Origin of the sequence: Embleya sp. NPDC020886 (assembly GCF_044333915.1) — a bacterium.
Lineage (GTDB): Bacteria > Actinomycetota > Actinomycetes > Streptomycetales > Streptomycetaceae > Embleya.
Map to the genome: position 1 here is coordinate 436,568 of NZ_JBIRRX010000001.1, position 16,742 is coordinate 453,309.

The window sequence follows — 16,742 nt, forward strand, 5'->3', positions numbered from 1 at the left end:
CGTCGCGATCGCGGCGGGCGCGCGGCCCGGGGTCACCAGTCGTCGGGCTCGGTGACGGTCAGCAGGCGGACGAATCTCTCGTAGGACACCTGGCAGCTCTCCAGGCGTTCGTAGGTGCGGGCCGACAACGCCACGGGGGCGCTGGGTTCGAGAGCCACGCTCCAGAACCATCCCGGCGCGCCCGTGGCCCGTCCGATGACGGGCACGAGGTCGACGACCCGGCGACGCAGCCGGTCCAGCTCGATACGGCAGGCCCCCGCCGTGACATGGCCCCGAGCGGACCGCGCGAGCACGCGGCCGTTCGGGGCGATGAGCCGCCACCGCACGTGCTGCTCGGCGTCCAGGTGGACGTCGTAGCGCGCGTGCCGTTCCGGCGTACCGTCCGGGGCCCGCGACTCATCCGAAGCGACCGGCGACATAGTCGGCCGTCCGAGGGTCGCGGGGGGCGCCGAAGATCGCGGTGGTGGGTCCGGCCTCGACGATGTGGCCGGGGGTGTTCTCCGCCGCGAGGAAGAACGCACAGTGGTCGGATACGCGTTGGGCCTGCTGCATGTTGTGGGTGACGATCACGATGGTGATGTCGTCGCGCAGTTCGCCGATGGTGTCCTCGATCCGCCGGGTGGAGGTCGGGTCGAGTGCCGAGCAAGGCTCGTCCATGAGCAGCACGTCCGGGTCGACCGCCAGGGAGCGGGCGATGCAGAGACGTTGCTGCTGGCCTCCGGAGAGTGCGCCGCCGGGTTGCCGGAGCCGATTTCTCACCTCCATCCACAGGCCGGCCCGTACCAGCGAGGACTCCACGACGGCGTCCTTGTCGACGTTGCGCACGCCGGTCAGCTTCAGGCCGGCGACCACGTTGTCGTAGATGGACATCGCCGGGAACGGGTTGGGCTTTTGGAAGACCATCCCCACCCGTCGGCGGGTCTCGATCGGACGGCGGGTGGAGTCGTAGATGTCCTCGCCGTCGAGCAGGACCCGGCCCGCGAGTTGCGCGCTGGGCACCAGTTCGTGCATCCGGTTGAGGATGCGCAGGAAGGTGGACTTGCCGCAGCCGGACGGCCCGATCAGGGCCGTGACGGAGTTGGCCGCCATCACGAGGTCGACGCGTTCGAGCACCTTGTGGGTGCCGAACCAGGCGCTGACGGCATCCGCGGTGAGCGTCGAGCCACGCCCGCCGGCGGATTGAACCGGTAAAGGCTGGGTCTCGGCTGCGGGAGCGAGAGTCGTCGCACCGCTGTCCGGGCTGGTCACGTGCGGAGCCTCCGGGGTGTGGAGTGGGACGGGACGAGAACCGGCGTCAGAGCGTCGCCGGGAGTACGCGAGCGGCGGATTCGTACAGTGCCCACACGACGGCGAGCACGACCGGGGTGCCGAGCAGGAGCGTGACTCGGCGATCGGGGTGGCGGCGCAGCGCCCAGACCAGGACGACGAGCACGAGCGTGAACGCCTGTGCCCACAGCAGCAGCCGCACGCCGGCGTCCGCGTAGCCGCCGGTGCCCTTCTCGTCCGCGCGTAGACCTTGCGGACGGCGACCCTCCTGGGCCTTGGGGGCGCCCTGTAGTTCGGCGATGACGACGGTGCGCCCACCGGGTCGGATCCACGAGTCGGCGGTGATCAGCACGAGCCGGTTCTCCCGGCCGGGCGCGAGCACGTCGTCCTTGCCGTTGGCCACGTGCCTGCGCTCGATCACCTTGTAGGTGAACTCGCCCTGTTGGGTGGTGGCTTCGATGCGTTGGCCGACGCGCAGCTTGCCGAGGTCGCGGAACGGGCCGCCGAAGGTGTGCGAGCGGCCCATGATCACGCTGTGCCCGCCCTGGCCGGGCAGGCCGCTGGTGCGCAGGTGTCCGGGGCCCTTGGCGAGCGAGTCCGCGGTGGTGCCCTCGACCACGACCTGGCGCACGCCGATCGCGGGGATGCGCAGCATCGCGACCGGGCTGCCCTTGTCGATGTTGCCGCCGAGCGGGCCCACGTCGCGGTAGAGCTCGTCGGAGAGTCGGTCAGCCAGGATGCTCTGGTCGCGGGCCTGTTGGATGTCGGAGACCACGTAGAGGTAGCCGACGAAGCCCGCGATGAGCAGGGCGAGCAGCGCGACGGATGCGCCGGCGATCGTGTACGGGTCCGGGCGCGCGCTGCGGGGTTTGCCCGCGGTCGTCGGCGGTCGCCCGTCGGCGCCTGCGGGTGCGCTCGCGGGCGCAGGGTCGGTCGCGGGTGCGGTCGCCGGCGCGGTCGCGGGCACCTTGGAGACGGTGTCGGCGGTCATGCGGTGGCCCCCTGGCGACCGATCAGGCGCAGGACGGCGGCTACCGGTGGCGGCCAGCCACCGGTGCGGCGCTTGTGTCCGAGCGAGAGCAGTACCGGGCAGGCGATCAGCGCGGCGCCGCTCACGCACATCAGGACCAGCAGCACGACCGCGGACGGGTCGCCGTCGAGCGCGTCTTTGATCACGTTGGCGACCGAGGGGAACGGGCCCTTGTCGGTGGGCGGGGCGGCCGCGCCGACGGGGGCGGTGGAGGGCGCGGTCGAGGGCGCCGCGGTCGGGGTGTTGCCGGGGTCGATCGTGCCCGGGGTGTTCGGGCTGCCGTTGCCGGCGCTCGAACCGCCCGAGTTGCCGGCGCCGGTGCCCTGGTCGACCGGCGCGGTGGTGGGCGGCGGGGTCTCGCCGGTCCACTTGGGCGCGGCGGCGATCTTCGAGCGGGCGGCGGCGATCTGCTGCTTCTGCGCGTCGCTGAGCGGGGTGTAGCCGGGCGGCAGCGCGCCGGGCCTGAAGCTCCCGGTCTGTACCTGGCCGGCGGTTGCCGCGTAGGCGAGGAAGGTGTCGATCTTGGCCGCCTTGGCGGCGGTGAGCTTGTCCGTGGAGACCATCGCCACGTCGGTGATGGTGAGCGGGTAGGCGTTCTGCGCGGTGTTGCGGTAGTCGTTGGTCAGTGTCACCCCGTCCGACCCCGGCTTGGCGACGGCGAGGCCGGCGCGCACGGTCGCGGGGTCGGTCGGGTCGACGAAGTTGCCTGCGGCGTTGCGGATCTTGGCCACCGGGGTGCCCATGCGGGTGGCGGCCTCGACCGTGGTGATGGCCATCACGTAGTGGGATCCGTACTTGTCCTGGCCGTCGTCCTTGGGTCCGACCTCGGTCATGCTGCGGTTGGTGGGCACCGCGTTGCCGAGCCGGTTGACGACGTCTTCGTAGACCGTCTGCGGCACGTTCGTGTTGGAGAGCATCTCGACCCGGTTGGTGTACACCGCCAGCGGATAGGTCGCCTTGCCGATCCGCCATTCCGGCGGGCACACGATGCCACTGGCGTCGGGTGTGCCGGAGAGCCAGGTGACCGTCTCCGGGTCGGAGGCAAGCCATGCGGTGAGCGCCCAGATGGTGTCGTCCTGGACGCCGCGCAGGATCGGGGTGCGCGCGGCGGTGGGCCAGGAGTACGTCCCGTTGAGGGCCTTGAACTCGGGGTCGTCATAGAAATTCAGGATGGCGCCGGGCTCGTGTTCGAAAGGCAGGTACGCCCCGGTGATCAGTTTCGCGATCAATCGGGGGGTCAGCTTCATCGACGGGATGGGCAGGTGTGTCTGCACGTCGTCGATGTTGAACGAGAAGACCAGCGCGCCGTTGGTCAGCGGCGCGTACACGGTCTTGTCCTTGTCCCGGATGGTCGGCAGCGCCACCGGACGGGCCTTGTCGAGGGGGCCGCCGATGGGCTGTTGGGTGACGCCGACGTCGACGAGGTTGCCGAGGAACGCTTCGCGACCGCTGGGGCCGGAGCCGGCGCTCACCGTCATGTTGACCGGGCTGGTCCGGGCGCCGCACAGCCCGAACACCCAGGAGGCGCCGGCCTGGGTGAACTCGCCGGACCCGTTGACCGAGAGGTCCGGGTGCTCCATGCCGGGGCACGCGTCGGGTGCGGGCACGAAGGACAGCGGCGTGAACGCGGCCTGCCCGGCGGCGAAGGCGAGAGCCATGTCGGTGTCCTTGGGGCCGTACGACTCACCCAGGTCCACGTGGAATGGCGTGAACGAGGTGACGGTGCTCCCGGCGGCGGGCATCACGAATGCCACGATCGAGCATGCCTGGCGGTCGGAGCAGCCCAGTTCCGACAGTCGCAGCGCCGGCCGTACCTGGATCCACACCTGGCCGGATCCGTCGGCGGCGGTGGGCAGTCCGGTCTGCTTGGTGGCGGCTCCCGGCGGTGACGAGTCCGGCTGCTTGACCTCGTTGCCGTTCTCGGTCCAGCGCGGCGCCCAACAGTCGCGGGGCTGGGGCGAGGTGCCCTTGCACTGCATGACGACCACACTGTTGGTGCCGGCGGCCAGGGTGAATCCGGTCCATTTGACCAGGATTCGCTGGTTGACCAGGCTCGTGTTCTGCGACACGGTCACCGTCGGGCGGGGCTCGGCCGCGCCGGCGGAGCCGACGATCACACTCAGCCATCCCGCGAGCAGGGCGACGCACAGCGCGATGACTCCACCGACGGTCGGCACGCGACCGCGCGAGGCGGTGGATGGTTCGATGCCGCTCACGGCAACTCCACTTCTGACGCCCGCGTTCGGGGACGGCTCCCCCGGCGAGGACGACCCGCGCCGATCCTCGCGCGGCGCGGCGGTACCGGGGGAGCGGAATCCGACACGGTGTTCGAAAGTTCGTCTGCGACGCACGGACCGGACATCTCCCGGTCACCCGACTCAACCGACATCGGGCCCACGCCCTCGACCGAGGCGGCTGTACAGGAAGGGTGCGCCGAACACCGCGCCGGCCAGGCACACCAGTGTCAGCGCGTAGAACCACACGGGGGGCAGGGGCGGCGAGTCGCCGCTTTCCACCGATCCGGCGCTGACCGGCCCCGCGGGGCCGGACTTGTCGCCGCCGGCCAGGACTTCGCCGGTGTTTTGGTCGCCGGTGCCGCCGGTGCCGTTCTCTCCTTGGCCGCCGGGGGTGTTCGCGCCGGGGGTGTCACCGGGCTTGGGCGTGTTGCCGGTTCCGTTGCCGTTGCCGTTCCCGTTGCCGTTGTTCGTGGTGTTGTTGTTCTGGTTGGTGCTGCCGGGGACGTTCTGTTGCTGTTGTTGCTTTTGCTCCGGCGGTACCCACGACGGGTTGTAGGTCGGGTTCGGGCAGGCGTCGTACTCCGCCTTGGTCGGCTTGTTCAAGTTGGCCGGCAGCGCGCCCGGATCGGGTGCGCCGGGAATCGACTTGATCGCCTCGTAGCCGAAGCTGACCAGCTTGGGCGGCAGCGGCGAGTAGCCCAGCTCGGGGGCCCTGGCCTGTCCCGCACACAGGAAGTATTTGATGAACTTGCCCAGCGTCTCGCCCTTGGCCTCGTCGAAGCCGAACTGTTTCGCCGCCGGCACGATCATGTAGCTGTAGCTGGAGATCGGGTAGGCGCGCCGGTCGGGGTTGGTGTAGACGTCGTCGAGGATCTGCGTACTGTCCTGGTTCAACCGGGCCTTGGTGAGCCCGATCGACACCGCGTCGGACGTGGGTTGGGTGTACACGCCGCCGGCGTTCTTGACCGAGGCCACCGGGAATTGGCGTTGAATGGCGTAGGCGGTCTCGACGTAGGTGATCGCGCCCTCGCCGTATCCGGCCGCGACGTAGTTGGCCACGCCCTCGGAGCCCGCTTGTGCCTTGGCCGCACCCTTGACCGGGAATTCCGACGTCATCCCGCCGGGGAAGAACGGCCGCCAGATGTCGTTGACCTGGTTGGTCAGGAACGCGGTGAACTGTGCGCTGGTGCCCGAGCCGTCCGAGCGCACGACCGGGGTGATGGGGGTGGCGGGCAGCGCCAGTGCCGGATTGTCGTCCTTGATCGCCTTGTCGTTCCACACCTTGATCTGGTTGGTGAAGATCCCGGCGATGGTCCTGGGCGACAGTTGCAGGTTGCGGACCTGCTGGCCGCGGATCTTCAGGTTGTACATGAACGAGGTGCCGCCGGCGACGATCGGCAGGTACTTGAATTTGGTGTTCGAGCTCGCCAGCGCGGCGAGTTCGTTGGTCGAGGCGCCGGTGCGGTCGACGTAGTTGCCCTGGAAGGGGATCTCGGAGACGGCGAAGTCCACCAGGTGGTGCATGAAGTCGGTGCGCCCGGCGGTGGAGCCGTTCTGGTTGTAGTCGACCGCGAGACCGCGGGCGGCGACGTCGGCCGCCCATTGTTTGGTCGCGGGCGCACTCCACGTGGACCCGCTGCCGTTGATCCCGGCGGCGGCCGAGGCGGTGCCGGTCGGCACGGTGATCAAGGGCACGGCGAGTGCGGAGGCGATCGCCAGCCGTAGCAAGAGCGCGGGGACGCGCTTGATCCTGGTCATGAAGTGGGCTCCGGGGTGAGGGACTTGGCGGCGGCGCGCTGCCGCTTGCGGCGACCGGACTCGCCGGGGGTCCGCCCGCCGATCAGGCGTGCGAGGGTGAACAGCACGAGGACGATCAGCAGCAGGGTGACGCCGGCGCCCCAGGCGAGGGAGTTGAGCTGGTCGCTGGGCGACTTGTAGTTCTCCCAGATGAAGTACGGCAACGAGTTCTGCACACCACTGAACGGGTTCCAGTTCATGCCCGCGCTGCCGCCGGCGACGAGCAGTACGGGCGCGGTCTCGCCGACCACGCGGGCGCAGCCGAGGATGACCGCGGTGACCAGGCCGCTGCGGGCGGTCGGCAGCACCACGTTCCACAGCGTGCGGAACTCGCTCGCGCCGAGCGCCAGCGAGGCCTCGCGCAGGCCGTTGGGGACCAGGCGCAGCACCACTTCGGTGGCTCGCGTGACCACCGGCATCATCTCGACCGAGAGCGCGAGTCCGGCGGCCAGGCCGCAGAAGCCCTGGCCGAGCGAGATGACGAAGAAGGCGTAGACGAACAGGCCCGCGACCACCGAGGGGATGGCGGTCATCGCCTCGACGACCACCCGCACCACCGAGGCGAACCGGCCGCCGACCTCGTTCATGTAGATCGCGGCGATCACTCCGAGCGGGACGCTCAGCACGATCGCGATGCCCATTTGTTCGAAGGTGCCGACGATGGCGTGTGCGGCGCCGACCGCGACCCCGTCGGCGCTCAGGGCGCTGAAGTGTCGCTGGGTGGCGGTGAAGAAGTCGGCGTGCAGGATCCGACCGAAGCCCTTGACGAAGACGTAGCCGATCACGGTCACCACCGTGGCGACCATCAGGGCCGCACCGGTGGAGATCACCGCGCCGGCGACCCGGTCGCTCGCGGCGACCCGGTCCAGGCGCATGCGGGTGGCGATCGCGTACAGCAGCAGGAAGCTCACGTAGGCGGTGATCAGGTAGCCCTGCCAGCCGGCGACCGGCAGGATGCGCCCGTACAGCACCCACGCGAAGCTCGCGCCGGCGACCGCGGCGCCGAGTGCGACGCCGATGTCGTCGGGCGCCACGCGGCGCAACGCCACGCGGGCTTCCTCCGGTGGTCGCGGCGCGGACGCGGGCGGCGGCGCGTCGGGCCCGGGCCGAACGATCGGCTCGGTGACGGTCATCGTCGTGGATCCCCTCGATGGTGGGTCTGGTGGAGCCGTTGTTCGCGGTTCAGATCTCGGTGGACTTGCCGCTGCGCGAGCGGGCGACCAGGACACCGGCGACGGTGTTGACGGCGAGGGTGAGGACGAAGAGCGCGAGGCCGGCGGCCATCAGCGCGGAGATCGACTCGGTGTCGGCCTCGCCGTACTTCAGGACGATCAACGAGGAGATCGTCGAGCCCTGGCCGTCGAGGATGCGGAACGAGAAGTCGGTGTTGAACGAGATGATCATCGCGACGGCGATGGTCTCGCCCAGGGCTCGGCCCAGGCCGAGCATGATGCCGCCGATCATGCCGCCGCGTCCGAACGGCAGGACCACCGCGCGGATCACCCCCCAACGGGTGGCGCCGAGCGCGAGGGCGCCCTCTTTCTCGCCGGGCGGCGCCTGACCGAACACCTCACGGCTGACCGAGCAGCAGATCGGGATGACCATGGTGGAGACCACCACACCGGAGATGAACAGCGAGGAGCTGAACTGGCTGTCCACGAAACGGGCCTTCACGTCGATCGTGCGGATCTCGAAGATCGGCAGGAAGTCGAAGGTGGTGGCCAGCCATCGGCTGACCGGGATGAGCTGGGGTTGCAGCACGAAGAAGCCGAAGATGCCGTAGATGATGCTGGGCACCGCCGCCATCAGGTCCACGATGGAGGTGAGTACGCCGCGCAGGCGCCGGGGTGCGAATTCGGTGATGTACAGGGCCGCGGTGAGGGCGATGGGTACGGCGACGACGAGCGCGACGATGGCCACCAGGACGGTCCCGGTGAGCAGGCCGCGAACGCCGAAGGTGCCGCTCTTGGGTTCCCACACGTCCTCGGTGAGGAATCCCCAACCGGCCCGGTCGAGCGCGCTGCTGCCCTGGTAGAGCAGGTAGCCGCCGATCGCGACGAGCAGTCCCAGGACCAGGATCGCCACGCCGCGTGTGGTCCAGCGGAACGCGTGATCGGCCCTGGTCCGACGTACCACGATCCGCCGGGGCGAATCGATGAGTTCCGGCGACTCGGGTGCGAACACGGGCGGATGTGCCATGGATGTCGGCTCCTGGAAGCGGGTGGCGAACCGACCTGACCATTCGTCATGTCGCCCGGCGATCAAGCCGGATGCCCCTCGCCTGGAGACAACCAGAGCGCAGCACCCCGGCGACTGTCCGCTACGGAAACAACCGGTGCCGAGGGTGTACGGCAGGCGTCATATCCGTGCCGTCGGGGTTCCGGCGTATCCGGTTTCCGTTACAGGCGCGGCTCGTTCGCGTCGACGCCTCGTTGGGCCCGGTCCCGTTTCCCTGCCGGACATCCCACGACGATCAAGCCGCCGGCAGCGTTGTCGGCGTCGGCCACTGCGGTCGACGGCCAGCAAATGCCAAGAGAGAGTTGAGACTTCGAATGTCCAGCGTCTTCAGCATGCGCAAGACCGCCACCGTACTGGGCACCGCGACCGCCGCCATGGCCCTCGTCGTCGGCGCCAACGCCTCGGCGAACGCCGCCACTTACGTCAACGCCGGTTCGGACACGCTGCAGAACGTCACCGCGGCGCTCGGCTCGGACTATGCGGCCAATGTCGACCCGGGTGGCAACAACTGGATAACCGTCAACGCCGGCGTTCCCGCCGGTGGCCAGGCGACCGGCAAGGCCGCCTGTGACACCCAGTACGGTACCGGCAAGAACCCGTGGCCGAACGGCTCCAGCGCGGGCATCAACGCCCTGCTGGCCGAGCGCGCCGGTACCAGCGCCAACTGCCTGAGCTTCATCCGGTCCTCGCGTGGCCCCAAGGCCGGCACGCCCGAGACCACGCTGACCTTCACCCGCGTCGCCGGTGACGCGGTCACCTGGGCCACCAAGAAGCCCGGTGCGCCGACCAACGTGACCCGCGCGCAGCTCCAGGACATCTACAAGTGCACGATCACCGACTGGAACCAGATCAACTCCAGCCTGTCGGGCACGATCGAGAAGCACATCCCGCAGGCCGGCTCCGGTACCCGCCAGGAGTTCATCGACAAGGTGCTCGGCTTCGACCCGACCGCCACCGCCAACGGCGCGTGCGCCGCGACGGTCAACCAGAGCGCGCAGGAGAACCGCGGCGACGCGCCGCAGATCCTCTCGAACAACGCGATCATCCCCTACTCGCAGGCCGCGTACGGCGAGCAGACCACCCCCGCCTCGGGCGTGACCAACCACACCGGTGGCTTCACCCCGCGCAGCATCGACGGCAAGGCGCCCAACGCCACCGGCTTCATCGGTAACCGCTCGGTCTACTTCGTCTACGACCCGCTGGACACCGAGCCCGACACGGACACCATCGCGTTCATCAACTGGGCCAAGGCCCCCGCGCAGCTCCCGATCTGGACCACCTTCGGCTTCGTCTCCTAGTCGACGCCCGAGCCACACCGCAGCATGTGATCGAGTGACGGGCCGTCCCGAATCGGGGGTTCAGGGACGGCCCGTCGCCTCCGCAGAGTTCCAGGCGGGGCAGGGTGCGCGGGATCGGTACGGTGACGGGTTCGGTGGCCGCGGCGACAAGCCGGAGGTTCCGGCGAACCCGACCACCACTCGGCTCCGGGACATCGTCGGGTGCGTCGGCACAGACCGGAGTCCGATCCCGGGAAGCACCGCGTCCGGCCCGATCAGAAGCACCTGCCGTGCGAATACTCCGACCTTCGTGCGGTGTTCATCGACTGGGCCCAGGCCCCGCGCAGCTCCCGATCCGGGCCATTCGCATTCAGGCCCTGATCGACGCCGGGCCGAGGTACCACGGTTCACCGGTCGCACGACTCCAGGGGCTTTCGAGCCAAAGTTCACCCGACGGTGGCGGATCGCTCATCCGTTTGCCATCACCGGCCCCTGACGTTTCCCCCGCGGACGCCCACCAGGTCGCCGCGTGCTGTTTTGCTCGATCCCATTGACCCCGGAAGGGCATTTCATGAAGCTTCGTCGTCTGCTCGCGCTCACCGTCGCGGTTCCGGCCGCGCTGGCGATCGCCGCGGTGCCGGCCATCGCCACGGACGCCGCACCCACTTCTTCGGCGACCACGGCATCGGGCACCATCAAGGTCAGCCCGCTGTACGGTCCGGCCGACGCCACCGGCAAGGCGACCGTGCGCGCGAGCGTTCCCTGTGGCCCCGACGCGACCGCCTTCCGGTTCGTCGTGCGTTCGCCCGACGCCAACGAGCGGGTCTTCGGTGGGTCGTTCCTGGGTACGCCGCTGCCCGCCGACAAGGTCGCGGACACCGCGGTCGTCGGCCTGCGGGCGCTCTTCCCGGTCGGCTCCGCCGCGCAGGAAGGCGTCGCGCACAAGCTGGTCGCGCAGTGCTACACAACCGGCGCGGACGGCGTGCTGACCATCACCGAGCCCGCCTCGGTCGACCTGCGCGTCAACAGCGGCGTGTGGAGCTCGCTTTCGCCCGAGGTCCGCGCGCTGCCCACCAAGATCGGCGCCCTGCGCTTCGGTCTGGTCCTGTTCCGCGGCTTCGCGCCCGGTGAGCACGTGGACGGTGTCGTGCGTGCCGCCGACGGCACCGCCACCCCCGTCTCGTTGCAGCCGCAGATCGCGCCCAACGGCACCTGGGGCGGCGCGCTGCTGACGCTCCCGGCGTCCGTGGCCGACGGTTCCTACACGCTCGTGCTCTCCGGCACGGACTCGAAGGCGACCTCCTCGGTCTCGATCACCCTCGACTCGTCCCGCCTGTGGTGGTGACGCGGCGTCGGTGACAACGCCTTGGGCCGCCGGGAATCCTCCCGGTGGCCCACTTGCGATCCGTCCCCGTTTCCTTTCCTCTCAACGGAGTTGACCAGATGAGCCTAAGACTCGCGCGCGTGCTGGCATCGTGCGGAGCCGGGCTGCTCGTAATGTCGGCCATGCCGACGCTCGCGGCGGCGGCCGACCCCGGTTCCCCGACTCCGACGATCGTCGTCGCTCCGGGTACCGGCAAGATCGACACCAAGGTGACGATGAAGGCGACGGTGCCCTGTGCGGCGCCGGCCACCAATTTCCGCTGGAGCGTCAGCGGGGGCACGCTGACCGCGCCGCGCCTGATCGGTGGCGAGGTCGGCGACGAGCTTCCCGGTGATCGGATCCCCAACCGCACCACGGCGATCCGGCTGTTCCTGGCGGGGACCGACCTCACGGGCACGTTCAAGTTGACCGCGCAGTGCGTAAGCGACATCGGCACGCTGTTGAGCGAACCCGCGTCGGTCGACATCACGACGGCGGACGCGGCGGACGGCAAGACGTGGAGCGTGGCGGCTCCGCCCACCTCCGAGCCCCCGACCACCTCGCCGCCCACCAGCACGCCACCGACCACCACGCCGCCGACGACCACCCCGCCGACCGGCGCGGAGGACACCCTCGTCCTCGACCCCACGACCGGCGAGCTCTTGACGAAGGGGAACATCACCTCGTTGAAGGCATGCCCGCAGGGCGCGACGAAGTTCCTGTTCCTGCTGACCCCTCCCGGCGGCGGCACCGAGACGCGCATCGGCGGGTTCTCGCCCCAGGCCCTTCCCGCGGACCGCAAGCCGGCGATCACGCAGAAGCTGATCATCTCGGGCGGTGCCGAAGGTGACTACCGCATCCGAGCCCAGTGCCTGGACGACGCCGGCGCGGTCGTGACGAACGACCTCGCCCGGGTCAACCTGAAGCTCGAGGGAACCGCCTGGAAGGTGCTGGCCACCGTCACGCCGACCGTGGGCTTCAACGACGAGATCAAGATTCCCGACGCGACCGGTGTGCAGGTGAACTACACCCTCACGCTGACGAACTTCCCCGCGAATGTGCCGTTCAAGGCCGTGATCACCAAAAAGAACGACACCGCGTTCGCCCCGGTCGAACTACCCACGACCACAACCGATGCCGGCGGTCGGTTCACGGCCTCACTCGCCCCCTTCCCCCGGGCGGCGGCTCCCTGGGTGGACGGCGACTACATCCTGACGGTCACGACCACCGAGACCGGACCCAAGGTGGAGCGCCCCTTCAAGGTCACCCTCACGCGTGCCGGGGCGACCAACGGTTCGAGCACCGGCACCACCACGGGCACCACGACCGGCACGACGGCCGGTGACACCGCCGGGACGACCGCGGGCACGACCACCGGAACCACGACCGGCACGACCGCCGGTGACACCGCGGGCACCACCGCGGGCACCACCGCCGGCACGACCACGGGCACCACGACCGGCACCAGCTCCGGCAGTTCGGCCGGGAGCGGCAACGGCGGCGGAGGCGGTGGGCTCGCGCACACCGGTGCCCTGCTGGACCCGCGCCTGCTCGGCACCGCCGGCGGCACGCTCCTGATGATCGGCGGCGTCATGTGGTACCGCAGCCGCGGCACCCGCAGCACGCTGCTTGCCGGCAGTGGCACCTTCGGCGAGGACGACGGGGACACTCCCGCGACCGTCTGACGACGGGGGAACACACCGAACGGCCGCCCGCTGTAGCACCGGGGGCGGTGGGGTGAGAGAGGGGCTCTGTCGCAGCGCACGGGCTGCGACAGGGCCCTTTCCCGTGCCGCCGATGGCCGCGGGGCCCTCGGCTCAGCCGAGTTGGGACATCACCTCCGAGGCGATCAGCTCCAGGTGGTCCAGGTCGTGCAGGTCCAGGATCTGGAAGTAGATCCGGGTCGAGCCGATTTCGGCGAAGCGACCGATCCGGTCGACCACTTCGGCGGGCGAGCCGGCGAGACCGTTCTCCTTGAGTTCGGCGGGTTCGCGGCCGATCACCGCGGCGCGGCGGGCCACCTCGGCGTCGTCCTTGCCCACGCAGGCCACGAGCGCGTTCGACAAGACCAGGTCCTCGCTCTTGCGACCGTGCTCGGCGAGCGCGTCGCGCACCCGGTCGAACTGCTGCGCGCTGGTCTGCACCGATGCGAACGGGATGTTGAACTCGTTCGCGAAGCGCGCGGCCAGCGCCGGTGTGCGCTTGGCGCCGAAGCCGCCGATCAGGATCGGCGGGTGCGGGCGCTGCGCGGGCTTGGGCAGCGCGGGCGAGTCGGCCAGCGAGTAGTAGCGCCCGTCGTAGTCGAAGGTATCGCCGACCGGGGTGTCCCAAAGGCCGGTGATGATGTCCAGTTGTTCTTCGAGCCGGTCGAACTTCTCGCGCGGGAACGGGATCCCATAGGCGGTGTGCTCCTGCTCGAACCAGCCCGCGCCGATGCCCAGTTCGACGCGCCCGCCGGACATCGCGTCGACCTGCGCGACCTGGATCGCGAGCACGCCGGGCAGCCGGAACGTCGCCGCCGTCATCAACGTGCCCAGCCGAATGTGCTTGGTCTCCCGGGCCAGCCCGGCCAGCGTTATCCAGGCGTCGGTGGGACCGGGCAGGCCGTCGCCGCTCATGCGCAGATAGTGGTCCGAGCGGAAGAAGGCCCCGAAACCGAGGTCTTCGGTGGCTTTGGCCACGCTCAGGAGCGTCTCGTAGGTCGCGCCCTGCTGGGGTTCGGTGAAGATACGCAGATCCATGTGCCCATCCTCCCCCGAGGACGCGCCGCCCACCGGACTCGATCATGCGAGCCGCGCCGGAAAGGGCACCACGTGTGCCACACCGCGTCGCCGGCGCGGCGGGATCGCCGGGGCGTGCCGATGCGGTAGGCCCGACCAGGTCGCGGTCTCCTCGGCGGCACGCAGCCGCACCAGGTTGCGAAAAACGATCGCCCAGGCCGCCGCGCAGGCCCGCCGCTGGGCGGGCTCCAACCTGGCCCAGTCCCCGCAGGGGTTGTCCGCGACGCCCTGTCGGGCCAGCAGCGTGAGCACCTTGGCGACCCGCCCGAGCACCCGGGCGGCGCCCGCGATCGGCACGGCGGCCGGGTCTCCGCCCGGCAGCGGAACGACCGCGGCGCAATCGGGGCCCACGATCCGGCCGACGATCTCCCGCGCGTCCCCGAGTTCGTCGGCCACCCGGCACAGGCAGCCGCCCCGGTCCGGCTTGCCGCTCCACGCGTGCACCACCTGCTGCACGGTGTGCAGCGCGAGCGCGACGGCGGCCAGTGCGCGCGGCGTGGAATCGACGGTGGCCAGCTCGTCGTCCAGTTCGGCGAAGGTCTCGATGGTGTGCATGATCGCTCCCTCGTGCGGTGCTTGTCCGGGTCGCCCGGAGTTCGCCGGAGTTCGTCCGGTGTGTTCACGACGCCTCCAGATTGCGCCCGAGGGTCGGACGAATCGCCCGCCGTCGAACAATCTGTGGACAACCAAGCGGATTTTCGGCGGGTTTCACTCTTCGGGGTGATGTGTCTCCGGGTTGTCCACAGGCAGCCGGGCACGCGGAGTGACCACGTGCCAACCTGATCGTTTCCCGAGCAGGCAGCACTCGGCTCACGTACTCATCAGGGGGTGGTGGCATGTCCCGCACCGACGGCGAAGGCACAACGGGCTACGCGGTCGATACCGGCGAACTGCACGGACTGGTCCGGCGCTTGCACAACATCGGCGCCGACTACCTCGCGCGCGGCTGCTTCGCCGAGCCCGCCCGGGTCGCGGCCGACACCGCCCTTGGCCCCGATGCCCTGGGGACGCTCCCGGGCGCCGCCGAGTTGACCGACCGACACCGCCGAGCGGCGGCCGAGATGGTCGAGCTGTTGGCGCGGATTCGCGCCGAGTTGGCCACCACCCGGATCGAACTCGGCCACACCGCCGACCGGTTCACCGCCACCGAGACCGAGGTCGGCACGCTGCTGCGGACGGCGGCCTCGCGATGAGCACCCCCGACGCCGTGGACACGTACGCGGCGATTCACGCGGCCCGCCCCGGCGAGGTGGCCGCAGCGGCCGACGGTTGGCGCCTGGCCGCCGTCCGGCTGGCCGAGTTGCGCGACGCACTCGCCGAGACCGCCCGACGTGGCGCCCAGATCTGGACCGGCGGCGGCGCCGAACGCTTCACCGCCCGCTGTCACACCCTGGCCGACACCGCCGACCGACTCGCCGCCCACGGCATCGCGCTGCACCAGCACCTCGACAAGGCGGCCCACGCCCTGAACCTGGCCCAAGAGCAAGCCACCGACCCCACAGCCGCCCAATCCGCCGCCACACGCCTGGAGGACGTATACCGCGACCTCGGCGACCGACTACCCGCCCTCCCCCCTCCGCCGCACACCGACGCCACACCGAAAACCAACCTCCCCGCCGACGCTCCCCCCACCACCACCCCACCCCCGAGCCAACCCTGCGCCAAGAACACCACCGCCCCCACCAACCCGAGCACCATCAACCCCACCACCACCGACCCCGGCAACATCACCCCCCTCTCACCCCCGCCACCCCCACTCGCCCCACCCACATCCTGCGACCCACTCGAAGCCCCACCCCCCGAAGCCCCCGCAGTCACCCAAGCCTCCGAAGCACCCAAGACAGTGCCGCCCCCACCACCACCGTCCACACCAATCCCCACCTGTCTGACCAACAGCACACCGCCCCTGCCCCCACCACCCCCCGAAGCCCCACCCACACCGACACCGCCCCTCACCCCACCCCCACCATCCAGCTGCCCACCGCCCCCACCACCCCCGCCCGTCATGGGCACCCCCCTACCCCGAGACCCTCGCCAGGTCCTCCCAGCCGGAATCGGCCCCCGCGTACGCCGCCCCACCCCACCCCCCTCGCCCCCGATCCCCCCGGTAACCGGCATCCGCATCGCACCCGGCCTGCGCACCGGCAGCCCAGCAGCCACACACGACGCCGCACACACCGCCACCCCCCTCCCCAACCCACTCGGCACCACCACCCACAACGACCCACCCCCCACCCCCCTGCCACCCACATGGCTGACCGCCCCCACCACCGGCGGCACCCCCACCACCCCCACCCCAACCCCCCGCCCCCGCAGCCGCTACACCACCCACCCACCCGAAGCCTGGTGGACCACCCCCGAACCACCCCACCCCCCAACCTGACCACCCACCCCCGGCGCGTCAGCGCCCCCGACCCAGCCCCACCCCGGTGATCGACGCGCGCAGCGCGGAGAGCGGCGGAGCCGCAAAACAAAGACTTCGTGGCCCGGTGCGAAGCGCAGGGACACGAAGTCACGAGCGAGGGGCCACTTTTTGCGGAGGAACGTCAGCGGGGGAGCAAAAAGTGGCCCCTCGCGAGCCGGCGCCAAAGGCGCCCGACAAGAAGCAACGCCGCATCGCCGAAAGCCGCCCACCCGCCCGCCAAGCCCGCGACCCCGCCCCGCCCACCACGCCCGGCTCACGACTGACCAGCCCCGCCCGCTCCACTCACGACCGAGCCCCAGATGTCGGACTCGACATGCGACCGAGCCCCA

The 16,742-nt window shown here is 70.4% G+C and carries 14 protein-coding genes; 5 read left to right on the forward strand and 9 right to left on the reverse strand.

The features are described 5' to 3' along the window. Window positions 1-32: 32 nt before the first annotated feature. From ACH4U8_RS01820 to pstC, 7 genes are all read right to left on the reverse strand, one after another. A complete protein-coding gene (locus ACH4U8_RS01820; RefSeq protein WP_355529452.1) occupies window positions 33-419 on the reverse strand; it encodes a hypothetical protein in 387 nt (128 codons plus the stop codon). Then, complete coding sequence (locus ACH4U8_RS01825) at window positions 397-1,113, reverse strand: phosphate ABC transporter ATP-binding protein (protein ID WP_360317483.1); 717 nt, start codon at window positions 1,111-1,113, stop codon at window positions 397-399. Before ACH4U8_RS01825 ends, ACH4U8_RS01820 begins: the two co-directional genes overlap by 23 nt. Before the next feature lie 181 nt (window positions 1,114-1,294). Beyond that, window positions 1,295-2,257 (reverse strand): sortase, encoded by a 963-nt coding sequence (locus ACH4U8_RS01830; RefSeq protein ID WP_395775549.1) that lies wholly within the window; start codon window positions 2,255-2,257, stop codon window positions 1,295-1,297. After that, complete coding sequence (locus tag ACH4U8_RS01835) at window positions 2,254-4,512, reverse strand: hypothetical protein (protein WP_395775550.1); 2,259 nt, start codon at window positions 4,510-4,512, stop codon at window positions 2,254-2,256. The genes ACH4U8_RS01830 and ACH4U8_RS01835 overlap by 4 nt, the downstream gene beginning before the upstream one ends. Window positions 4,513-4,674: 162 nt before the next feature. After that, window positions 4,675-6,291 (reverse strand): phosphate ABC transporter substrate-binding protein PstS, encoded by a 1,617-nt coding sequence (gene pstS / locus ACH4U8_RS01840; protein WP_360317382.1) that lies wholly within the window; start codon window positions 6,289-6,291, stop codon window positions 4,675-4,677. After that, a complete protein-coding gene (gene pstA / locus ACH4U8_RS01845; RefSeq protein ID WP_360317381.1) occupies window positions 6,288-7,463 on the reverse strand; it encodes a phosphate ABC transporter permease PstA in 1,176 nt (391 codons plus the stop codon). The genes pstS and pstA overlap by 4 nt, the downstream gene beginning before the upstream one ends. A 49-nt stretch (window positions 7,464-7,512) precedes the next feature. Then, window positions 7,513-8,529 (reverse strand): phosphate ABC transporter permease subunit PstC, encoded by a 1,017-nt coding sequence (pstC, locus tag ACH4U8_RS01850; RefSeq protein WP_360317379.1) that lies wholly within the window; start codon window positions 8,527-8,529, stop codon window positions 7,513-7,515. Window positions 8,530-8,900: 371 nt separating this feature from the next. Between pstC and ACH4U8_RS01855 the strand changes: the two genes are divergently transcribed. From ACH4U8_RS01855 to ACH4U8_RS01865, 3 genes are all read left to right on the forward strand, one after another. Next, window positions 8,901-9,866 (forward strand): substrate-binding domain-containing protein, encoded by a 966-nt coding sequence (locus tag ACH4U8_RS01855; protein ID WP_360317377.1) that lies wholly within the window; start codon window positions 8,901-8,903, stop codon window positions 9,864-9,866. 550 nt (window positions 9,867-10,416) lie between these two features. Then, a complete protein-coding gene (locus ACH4U8_RS01860) occupies window positions 10,417-11,190 on the forward strand; it encodes a hypothetical protein (protein WP_379987868.1) in 774 nt (257 codons plus the stop codon). Window positions 11,191-11,234: 44 nt separating this feature from the next. Beyond that, a complete protein-coding gene (locus ACH4U8_RS01865) occupies window positions 11,235-12,893 on the forward strand; it encodes a hypothetical protein (protein ID WP_395775551.1) in 1,659 nt (552 codons plus the stop codon). Window positions 12,894-13,025: 132 nt separating this feature from the next. Here the strand turns inward: ACH4U8_RS01865 and ACH4U8_RS01870 are convergent, their stop codons facing one another. Both ACH4U8_RS01870 and ACH4U8_RS01875 read right to left on the reverse strand, forming a co-directional pair. After that, a complete protein-coding gene (locus tag ACH4U8_RS01870) occupies window positions 13,026-13,949 on the reverse strand; it encodes an LLM class F420-dependent oxidoreductase (RefSeq protein ID WP_360317371.1) in 924 nt (307 codons plus the stop codon). Between the two features lie 42 nt (window positions 13,950-13,991). Further along, window positions 13,992-14,543, reverse strand: a complete 552-nt coding sequence (locus ACH4U8_RS01875; protein ID WP_395775552.1) for a hypothetical protein — start codon at window positions 14,541-14,543, stop codon at window positions 13,992-13,994. A gap of 281 nt (window positions 14,544-14,824) precedes the next feature. On the opposite strand from ACH4U8_RS01875, the gene ACH4U8_RS01880 reads away from it, so the two are divergent. Together ACH4U8_RS01880 and ACH4U8_RS01885 are read left to right on the forward strand one after the other, a co-directional pair. Continuing rightward, entirely contained in the window at window positions 14,825-15,181 is a 357-nt protein-coding gene (locus ACH4U8_RS01880) for a hypothetical protein (RefSeq protein WP_395775553.1), read from the forward strand. Then, window positions 15,178-16,371 (forward strand): hypothetical protein, encoded by a 1,194-nt coding sequence (locus ACH4U8_RS01885; RefSeq protein ID WP_395775554.1) that lies wholly within the window; start codon window positions 15,178-15,180, stop codon window positions 16,369-16,371. The genes ACH4U8_RS01880 and ACH4U8_RS01885 overlap by 4 nt, the downstream gene beginning before the upstream one ends. The last annotated feature ends 371 nt before the right edge of the window (window positions 16,372-16,742 follow it).

Excerpts from the sequence above, each read along its gene's own strand:
- ACH4U8_RS01820 (WP_355529452.1), bottom strand. The coding sequence starts at position 419 with ATGTCGCCGGTCGCTTCGGATGAGTCGCGGGCCCCGGACGGTACGCCG.
- pstS (WP_360317382.1), bottom strand. The coding sequence starts at position 6,291 with ATGACCAGGATCAAGCGCGTCCCCGCGCTCTTGCTACGGCTGGCGATC.
- ACH4U8_RS01875 (WP_395775552.1), bottom strand. The coding sequence starts at position 14,543 with ATGCACACCATCGAGACCTTCGCCGAACTGGACGACGAGCTGGCCACC.
- ACH4U8_RS01860 (WP_379987868.1), top strand. The coding sequence starts at position 10,417 with ATGAAGCTTCGTCGTCTGCTCGCGCTCACCGTCGCGGTTCCGGCCGCG.
- pstA (WP_360317381.1), bottom strand. The coding sequence starts at position 7,463 with ATGACCGTCACCGAGCCGATCGTTCGGCCCGGGCCCGACGCGCCGCCG.
- pstC (WP_360317379.1), bottom strand. The coding sequence starts at position 8,529 with ATGGCACATCCGCCCGTGTTCGCACCCGAGTCGCCGGAACTCATCGAT.
- ACH4U8_RS01880 (WP_395775553.1), top strand. The coding sequence starts at position 14,825 with ATGTCCCGCACCGACGGCGAAGGCACAACGGGCTACGCGGTCGATACC.
- ACH4U8_RS01870 (WP_360317371.1), bottom strand. The coding sequence starts at position 13,949 with ATGGATCTGCGTATCTTCACCGAACCCCAGCAGGGCGCGACCTACGAG.
- ACH4U8_RS01830 (WP_395775549.1), bottom strand. The coding sequence starts at position 2,257 with ATGACCGCCGACACCGTCTCCAAGGTGCCCGCGACCGCGCCGGCGACC.
- ACH4U8_RS01885 (WP_395775554.1), top strand. The coding sequence starts at position 15,178 with ATGAGCACCCCCGACGCCGTGGACACGTACGCGGCGATTCACGCGGCC.
- ACH4U8_RS01855 (WP_360317377.1), top strand. The coding sequence starts at position 8,901 with ATGCGCAAGACCGCCACCGTACTGGGCACCGCGACCGCCGCCATGGCC.